Raw genomic sequence first — 3,800 nt, 5'->3', positions numbered from 1 at the left:
AAATTGCTCTGTTTCATAATTATCCCTAAGTTAATAAACTATATTTTTAAACGGTCCGGTTTTTAGGGAAGATTACACTTTCTGCTATACAAGGTCGGATGGCTGGAGTAAGTATAGTACAAAATTCTGGGGTTGCTGGTGGTGGTTACGATATACAAATACGCGGACGTAATAGTTTGAGAAGTTTTGCACTAAATAATACATATGAAGCTAATTCTCCTCTGTATGTAATAGATGGTGTTATCATCAACAATCAAAAAGAATATCGTTCTAATTTATCCTCTGCTATTCTACCCTATCAAGATAGTAATCCGTTAAACTTTTTGAACCCGTCTGATGTAGAAAGTATAGAAGTACTGAAAGATGCTGATGCTACTGCTATTTATGGCTCACGTGGTGCAAATGGTGTAGTATTAATCACTACTAAGAAAGGGAAAAATACTAAAACGACCATTCAGTTTTCAAACTCGTACACGATAGGCGAAATAGCTGACTTACCAAAAATGATGTCTACTACCGAATATATGGAAATGAGAAAACAGGCATTCGTAAATGATGGAATTTCTAGTTATCCTACAAATGCTTATGATATAAATGGAACATGGGATCCTAATAAATCCACCAATTGGCAAAAATATTTTGTTGGAGGAAAGTCTTTTCGTACCTCAAACGAGCTAAGGTTATCGGGAGGTAATGAGCTGACTCAATTTATGCTAAGTGGAGGACACAATGAAGAAACAACTATTTTTCCTGGAGATTATAGATACAAAAAGACTAAAATGAGTCTTAATCTTTCTCATCAAAGTGCTAATAAACGACTGAAAATAAATTTTACTGGATTCTATACTCTTCAAAATAATTTTTTACCTCCTACCGATTTTATGCGAATCTACCAGTCTCTTGCCCCCAATGCACCTGACCTGTATGATAAAAATGGACAATTAAATTGGGAAAATAATACGTTTGCTAATCCTATAGCAGCAGCAGAACAAACTTATAAATCAAATCAAAATCAACTATTAAGTCAATTTAGCTTTAATTATCAAATTATAAAAGGATTAAATGTACATGTAAATAGTGGTTACACTACAGATATAGTTAACGAGCGAATGATATACCCTAAAACAATGTATAATCCGACATTAGACATAGGTAGTGAACGTTCAGCCCTATCCACCTCTACTGTACAACAAACAAATTGGCTAATAGAACCGCAAATAAACTACCAAACAAAGTGGAATGAACATCGAATAGAGGCATTAATAGGTACGACCTTTCAACATACATCTTCAGATTATTTGATGTTATACGGATCTAATTTTTCTACCGACGAGTTAATAGAAAATATGGGAGCAGCAGCTAACGTAAAAATAAATAGAGATGCTTCTTCTATTTATCGGTATACTGCTATTTATGGTCGATTGAATTATCAATACACTAATCGGTATTATTTGAATTTAACTGGACGGCGTGATGGATCGAGCAGATTTGGACCTTCTAATCGATTTGCTAATTTTGGTGCTATTGGTGCGGCTTGGCTTTTTTCTAATGAGAGTTTTCTTATAGACCAATCTTGGTTGGGCTTTGGTAAATTGAGAGGAAGCTATGGTACAGCTGGTAGTGATAATATAGGGAATTATCAGTTTTATGACACTTATTCTAATACAGGTATTACCTATAATGGTGTGCAAGGTTTAACACCTAGTAGATTGTATAATTCGAAATATGGTTGGGAAATTACTAGAAAATTCGAAGCAGCTATTGAGTTAGGTTTTTTACGAGATCGTTTGCAGTTTACCGCTGCTTATTATCGTAATCGATCAGGAAGTCAATTGGTAGGTATTCCACTGCCTGGGACAACAGGTTTTACATCTGTACAAGCTAATTTGAATGCTGTTATTCAAAATACTGGAATAGAAATAACGATAGCTGCAAAACCTATTCAAAAAGCAAACTTTCAGTGGGAAAGCTCTTTTAATTTTAGTGTTCCTCAAAATAAATTGTTATCATTTCCTGATTTGAAAGCATCAACTTATGCTTCTACATTAGAAGTTGGAAAATCTATTACCTTAAAAAAAATGTATCATTATTTAGGTGTAGATCCAGCTACTGGCGTATATCAGTTTGAAGATGTGAACGGTGATGGAAAATTAGATATGAACGATCGTACTATTGTAAAAGAATTAGGAATAAAATGGCATGGTGGTTTTGTAAATACTTTTCGAATTAAAAATTTTCAATTGGATATACTAACACAACTTTCTTCACAAACACGTGAGAATAGTATTGCAAGTACCAACACACTAGGTTTAATGGGAAATTATAGTACAGAATTTTTAGATTATTGGACACCTACGAATACAGATGCTCGTTATCAGAAACCTACAAGTGGAGCAAATGGTCAACTAAATACTGCTGCATCTAATTATAGACTAAGTGATGCAAGTGTTATGGATTCATATTATATCCGTCTAAAAAATATACAAATAAGCTATAATCTTCCGAAAACAACCTTTAAACATTTGCAAGGGACTTTGTTTTTTCAAGGTCAAAATTTGTGGACGTGGACCAATTATAAAGGTCTTGATCCTGAGTTTAATTTATCAGGCTATACACCTGCTCTACGTACATGGTCTATCGGGTTTAACTTAATATATTAATCATGAAAAAAATAATAATTTTATTACTTATAATTCCTTTTTCGAGTTGCGAAAAATTTATTGAGCTAGATTTACCTCAAGACCAAATTACACAAGAAACGGTTTTTAAAGATGGTAAATTAGTTCGCTCTGCTCTTGCTGGTCTTTATAATTCATTAAAAACAGATGGATTTCTATCTGGTGGGTCTTCTGGCGGAGGTGTATATTTTGGTTGTTATACAGATGAATTGATTTCCTATCAAATGGCTAATAGTGTATTAGATCAATTTTATAAATTAAATATTCGACCAGAATCTAGTGCTGTAACAGCTTTGTGGCAAAAAACATATAATCAAATTTATCAAACAAATCGTATAATAGAAGGAATTGAAAGATCGACTTTGATTGAGGTGAATTTAGCAAATCAGTTGAAGGGCGAAGCTCTTTTTATGAGAGGGTTACTACACTTATATTTGGTACAAACTTTTGGAGAAATACCGTATGTAACAACAAGTGATTATACCATTTCTCAACATGTATCAAAAGATAAAATAGTTGATATTTATAATAAAATTGAAGCTGATGTATTAACAGCTAAAAGTTTATTAGCTACAAATACTGCCATAGGCGCACGTTTTATACCTTCTAAAGAAGCGGCTCAACTAATCTTATCTCGTTTATATTTGATTCAAAAAAGATGGGATGATGTTATAAAAATAACAGATGATCTTGCTCAAAATACATCTTTCGAATTGCAACAAGATATAAGCAAAGCTTACCTAAAAGATAATTCATCTACTATTTGGCAACTATCCCCTACATCTGCAACAGCTACTACTTACGAAGCTAACATACATTACTTGCGTTCTGCTCCTCCTTATAATATTTCTTTGCAACCAGAATTTGTGAATTCTTTTACAACTAATGATTTGCGTTTGAAAAATTGGATTGGATCTATTAATGACTCTAGTGGTAAAAAGTATTACTATGCTTCTAAATACAAACAATATTCTACTGTAAATGGACAAAATGAATATTCAATTATTTTACGTAGCGAGGAGGTTATTCTTAACAGAGCAGAAGCTGTATGTTGTCAAAATAAATGAGACACCTCTTGCTAAAAATTAAGAGAGTGTTTGGTTTATAAATTTATTATTTTTT

The 3,800-nt window shown here is 32.7% G+C and carries 2 protein-coding genes; both read left to right on the top strand.

Annotated features, from left to right (window positions below):
- The first annotated feature begins 71 nt into the window (after positions 1-71).
- Positions 72-2,660, top strand: coding sequence for a SusC/RagA family TonB-linked outer membrane protein (locus tag QHG34_RS15705; RefSeq protein ID WP_320416889.1), 2,589 nt, complete (start codon positions 72-74; stop codon positions 2,658-2,660).
- Between the two features lie 2 nt (positions 2,661-2,662).
- Positions 2,663-3,745, top strand: a complete 1,083-nt coding sequence (locus QHG34_RS15700) for a RagB/SusD family nutrient uptake outer membrane protein (RefSeq protein ID WP_282631165.1) — start codon at positions 2,663-2,665, stop codon at positions 3,743-3,745.
- Positions 3,746-3,800: the final 55 nt, after the last annotated feature.

The sequence above is a fragment of the Empedobacter sedimenti genome (assembly GCF_030005555.1).
Classification (GTDB): Bacteria; Bacteroidota; Bacteroidia; order Flavobacteriales; family Weeksellaceae; genus Empedobacter; species Empedobacter sedimenti.
This window is presented reverse-complemented; position numbering and strand designations above follow the sequence as displayed.